The following is a 5,092-nucleotide window of genomic DNA, read 5'->3' on the forward strand; positions in this document are numbered from 1 at the left end:
CTCCTGACCATCGAACACGACGGCGGCCTCGTCAGCACCTTCGAACCACTCCGGACGACGCTCGACCCTGGGGACGCGGTGTCGGTCGGGCAGGAGATCGGATTCGTCGACGTTGGCGGTCATACCCCGGCGGGTGCGCTGCACCTCGGCATACGACGAGACGGCACGTACATCAATCCGATGCTGCTCTTCGGCGACCCCCCTCGGGCCATCCTGCTCCCCTGCTGCGACCCGCTGTGATCCCGCCCCACCATGGCTCCCGCAGCCCAAGCGGCTCAAGCAGGTCGGTCCCGACGTCACGCCCGAGGATGTGCCAGCCGGTAGGTCGCGGTCAGACGTTCGGCCGAGACGTGCGTGTATATCTGGGTCGTGCCGAGGCTGGCGTGGCCGAGTATTTCCTGGACGGCCCGCAGGTCTGCGCCACCGTCGAGAAGGTGCGTGGCCGCCGTGTGTCGGAGAGCGTGCGGGCCGATGGTCTCCGCGCCGACGATCGGTGCCAGCACCCTGGCGACGAGTTCGTATACCGCTCGAGGGCCGATCCGGGCACCACGGCTACCCAGCATCACCGCCGGTGAGAAGTTACGCGCCCTCGCCACCAGGACGGGCCGGCCACGATGGAGGTACGCCTCGAGCGCAGCCCTCGCCGGAGCGCCGTACGGCACCACCCGCTCTTTGGCTCCCTTCCCGAGCACGCGGGCCGTTCCTCTGTCGAGGTCGAGGTCATCGACATCCAGCCCGCACAGTTCGGCGACACGGATGCCGGAACCGTAGAGCAGCTCGAGGATGGCGTGATCCCGCAAAGCGATCGGATCCCCCGTCTCGGCCGCATCGCGATGCGCATCGAGCAGGCCCGACATGGCTTCGCGGGATGCCACCGTGGGCAGTGTGCGTCCCTTCTTCGGCGCGATCAGCCGCAGGCTCGGGTCGTGGGATACGAGCTCCTGCTCGTGCGCCCAGCTGAAGAATGACCGGGCCGCCGCAGCTCGCCGTGCAAGCGTGGATCTCGCATCGCCGCGCTGGGTGGCACGCCAGAGCCAATTTCTGAGCACCTCGAGGTCGACTTCCTCGAGCGTGACACCGACTGCCGACGTCTGGAGGTCTCGAAGGTCCGACCGGTACGCCTTCACGGTCGCCGGTGAGAGTCGACGCACCCGCTCCAGGTGACCGACGAACGCCTCAGTGGCGACCGCGAGATCCATGAGTTCAGCTTGCCGCCGCGCGCCGCGTCGTCTCTTCAGCCTCGCCGATGTCTCTGCGGATGCCTCTCACTCGGTCCGCGACGCGCGCGCCCGGTGCCACCCCCGTTCGTCGACGGAGACATCCCCGTCCAGATGCAGCAACCCGAGGCATGAGCGCACGCGTTCCGGCGACAGGCCCGACCTGCGGGCGATCTCCTCGACCGAGAGCCTGGACCTCGCGCTCAGGGCATCGAGGACCCGAGTGCGATTCGGATCGTGCTCATCACCCTCGCCCGCTCGTTGTTCGATCGACCCCCATAGCTCTCGTACCTCATGTGCCGACGTGACGCACTGCGCGTCGTACTCCCGGAGCAGCCGGTGGCACCCCGCGGAAGATGCCGATGTCACCGGCCCGGGAACGGCTCCGAGCGGACGACCCAGCGTCGCCGCATGACCGGCGGTGTTCAACGAGCCGCTGCGCCACCCCGCTTCGACCACGACGGTAGCCTGCCCGAGCGCAGCAATAAGTCGGTTCCTCGCCAGGAAGCGCCACTTGGTCGGGGCTGCGCCGCACGGCGGTTCACTCACCACAGCACCCTCCACCGCGATCTGCTGCAGGAGCCTCTGATGACCCACCGGATAGGCGCGGTCGACTCCGCCGGCGAGGAAGGCGACGGTCGCGCCACCCACACCGAGAGCAGCCCGGTGTACAGCACCATCGATCCCGTATGCACCGCCGGAGACGACCACCGCTCCCCTGGCGGCGAGATCCCCGCTGAGTTCCGCCGCAACGTGTTCGCCATAGCTGCTGGCGGCCCGTGCTCCGACCATCGACACGCGTGGCTCGCGCACGAGCAGATCGGCATGTCCACGCACCCACAGCGCGTTCGGCGCGTGTGGACCGAGATCATCGAGGCTCACGGGCCAGTTCGCGTCGCCGGGGACTACCAGTTGCGCGCCGACATCGAACGCGCTGCGGAGAGCCTGCCGCACCGCGCGAGGATCCGCCCGAAGACGCCATCGTGCTCTGGCCTCTGACAGCGCCCGAGATGCCCGCCCGCTCGCAGCACCGGAGGGTATCAGCGACGCGCCATCTCCCAGCGCCGCCGACAGTGCATCGCCAGCGCCCAGGGCCTCGATCAGTGCACCTGCGACGGCATCACCGGGTTCGGCGATCACGCTCCACGCTGCGCGAGCCACGCACTCCGCGACGGCATCCCCCTTGTGGATGCGACGGACCGCTGCGATGGTCTCGGGGTCGTCCTGTAGTTCGTCGATCCTCATGACAGTCCTCTCCGCAGGTGCAGCGCCCTGCCGATCTCCTCGGCGCCGGGCCGGTCGATGTCTGCCAGATCGGCCATGGTCCACGCGACTCTGAGCACTCGGTCATAGCCCCGCAGTGTCAACGACCCGCGCTCCAGCGCACGATCGAGTGGCGATCGAGTCGCGGCGGAGAGTCGCAGGGCCCCCTGCCGGAGCCAGGTTCCCGGGACATCGGCATTGCGCCGCCACGGCGTGCTCTTCCACCGTTCCGCCGCACGCTCGCTCGCGGCGAGGACCCGGGCCCTCGCCCGCGCTGTCGTGGTTCTCGCCCTCCGCTCGTCCGTCGCGCACGACGCGGCCACCCGGGCGACGTGCAGGTCGACATCGATTCGATCGCGGAGCGGTCCCGACAATCGCGTCGAGTACCGCCGGATCGCCATGGGCGGACACACGCATTCGGCACCCCTGACGCCATGATTTCCGGACGGACACGGATTCATCGCGAGCAGCAGCTGGAACCTCGCGGGAAAGCGCGCTGTAAACCCCGCTCGATGCACCTCGATGACTCCCGATTCGAGCGGCTGGCGCAGCGCGTCGAGAGCCGCGCGAGAGAACTCCGCCGCCTCGTCGAGGAACAGCACGCCGCAGTGGGCCCGCACGATAGCTCCGGGCCGAGCAGCGCGCGACCCACCGCCGACCAACGCTGCGACGGACGCACTGTGGTGCGGGGCTTCCAGTGGCGGTGTGCGGCCGAGCGTCACGACCCGATCCCCGTTGAGCGAGAGTATGGAGGCGACCTCGAGTGCCTCCTGGTCCCCGAGCGGCGGCATGATTCCGGGGAGTCGTCGGGCGAGCATCGTCTTGCCTGCGCCCGGAGGCCCGCTCAGCAGCAGATGATGTCCACCTGCAGCGGCGACGATGAGCGCCTCGATCGCGTCTTCCTGGCCGACGACGTCGGACAGATCCAGATCTGACGGTGCGTCGACCGACGCCGACGCCATGTCGACGGTCTCGACCTCGGGCGCTTCGACATCGGCACCGTGCCACACCGCGACTTCGGCGAGAGAAGTGGCAGCACGGACATGGACTCCGGGGACCAGTCTCGCCTCTGCTTCGTTGGCGTGAGGAACGATCACCCTTTCGAACCCGGCACGTGCAGCAGCGAACACGGCAGGGAGCACACCCGGGACAGGGCGGATCCTACCGTCGAGCCCGAGTTCTCCGACATGTACGGTCGCTGCGATCGAGCGCGGTTCGATCGAGCCGCCGGCAGCCAGAGCAGCCACGGCGATTCCGAGGTCGAACCCTGCTCCGTGCTTGGGAAGGCTGGCTGGCGACAGGTTGACCGTGAGGCGGCGCCGAGGTAGGTCGAGCCCGGCATTTTTGCAAGCATTGTGCACCCGTTGCACCGCCTCCGCGAGCGACTTGTCGGGTAGACCGATGATCCGGAACTCGGGCGTCTGGTTCGACAGGTCGGCTTCGACTTCGACGAGATGACCATCGACCCCGCTCAGTGCGACAGCCCACGTGCGGGCCGTACTCATGCGATGTCCACGAGATGCTCGAGCGACCCCAGGAACGGGTCCGGCCCGATGATCCCGATTGCCTCGAGCCTCACGGTGCGCCCACGAGCCACCTCGGGATGAGCGGCGAGCCACGCCTGCGCGAGTTGCCAGAGCCGGCGGCGCTTTCGTTGATCGACCGCCTCGAACGGGTGCCCGAATGCTGCCGTGCGTCTCGTCTTCACCTCGATCATCGCCAGCTGATCGCCTACCGCGGCGACAATGTCGATCTCCCCTTGCGAACACCGCCAGTTCCTGTCGAGCACGGTGTATCCGCTGCCTATCAGGTGCTGCGCCGCGCGCTCTTCCCCGGCTCGGCCGAGGTCGTCTTTTGCTGCCATGCCCTCAGCATCGCGGTCAGACTCGTAGCCTGAGAGGTGCCCTCACGCCCTGGCGCTGAAGTGGGGATTACTCAGGGATTCCGCATGGTGTGGAGGACCAGCATCAAGGTCGGCAGTGGCGACGAAGGTCACTCCCCGTCGAGCGAGAGCTCCTGCGGGAGTTCGAACTCCCGACGCTGGAGCTCCTCGACATTCACGTCCTTGAACGTGAGCACGCGCACGGCCTTCACGAAGCGATCCGCTCGGTAGATGTCCCACACCCACACATCGCTCATCGAGATCTCGAAATAGAAATCGTGTTCGGTGTCGCGGCGGACGACGTTGACCTCGTTCGCGAGGTAGAAGCGGCGTTCGGTCTCGACGACGTACTGGAACTGCGACACCACGTCCCGGTACTCCCGGAACAGTGCCAGCTCGAGCTCGCGGTCGTAGTCGTCGAAGGCTTCCTCATCCATGATGACTCCATCCTAGAGTCGCGGCGCACGAGGCGCGGCATCGCCGGCCGATGCAGGTCTGGATCAGAACAGTGTCGGGGCGTCGGCGATGGCCCACGACGCACGGTGGAAAGGAGACAGTCCGTTGCGCCGGATGGCCTCGCGGTGTTCGGGGCTCGCGTAGCCCTTGTTGCGATTCCACTGATACGCAGGATGGCTCTCGTGAAGTTCGGCCATGTACAGGTCGCGGGCCACCTTCGCGATCACGGAGGCCGCAGACACGGAGGCGCAGTCGCGGTCGGGGTTGATGACGG

6 protein-coding genes and 1 pseudogene are annotated in these 5,092 nt (G+C 67.7%); 1 reads left to right on the top strand and 6 read right to left on the bottom strand.

From position 1 onward, the window contains the following. Positions 1–240 (top strand): annotated as a pseudogene (locus tag ACNPM4_RS13645) (M23 family peptidase); the annotation flags it as partial. Between the two features lie 56 nt (positions 241–296). Here ACNPM4_RS13645 and ACNPM4_RS13650 read toward each other — a convergent pair. The 6 genes from ACNPM4_RS13650 to ACNPM4_RS13675 all read right to left on the bottom strand — a co-directional run. Next, positions 297–1,199 (bottom strand): tyrosine recombinase XerC, encoded by a 903-nt coding sequence (locus ACNPM4_RS13650; RefSeq protein ID WP_262000878.1) that lies wholly within the window; start codon positions 1,197–1,199, stop codon positions 297–299. A gap of 66 nt (positions 1,200–1,265) precedes the next feature. After that, a complete protein-coding gene (gene dprA, locus ACNPM4_RS13655) occupies positions 1,266–2,462 on the bottom strand; it encodes a DNA-processing protein DprA (RefSeq protein WP_029273867.1) in 1,197 nt (398 codons plus the stop codon). Further along, entirely contained in the window at positions 2,459–3,985 is a 1,527-nt protein-coding gene (locus ACNPM4_RS13660; RefSeq protein WP_448986021.1) for a YifB family Mg chelatase-like AAA ATPase, read from the bottom strand. The genes dprA and ACNPM4_RS13660 overlap by 4 nt, the downstream gene beginning before the upstream one ends. Continuing rightward, on the bottom strand, positions 3,982–4,344 hold the full coding sequence (locus ACNPM4_RS13665; RefSeq protein ID WP_105709863.1) for a YraN family protein: 363 nt from the start codon (positions 4,342–4,344) through the stop codon (positions 3,982–3,984). The genes ACNPM4_RS13660 and ACNPM4_RS13665 overlap by 4 nt, the downstream gene beginning before the upstream one ends. A 128-nt stretch (positions 4,345–4,472) precedes the next feature. Continuing rightward, the gene (locus ACNPM4_RS13670; protein ID WP_017204525.1) at positions 4,473–4,799 is read right to left on the bottom strand and encodes a DUF2469 family protein; all 327 of its coding nucleotides are present in this window, start codon (positions 4,797–4,799) and stop codon (positions 4,473–4,475) included. Between the two features lie 63 nt (positions 4,800–4,862). After that, a partial coding sequence (locus tag ACNPM4_RS13675) for a ribonuclease HII (protein ID WP_448986022.1) occupies positions 4,863–5,092 on the bottom strand: 230 nt, incomplete at its 5' end.

It is taken from the genome of Microbacterium umsixpiens, from assembly GCF_053543675.1.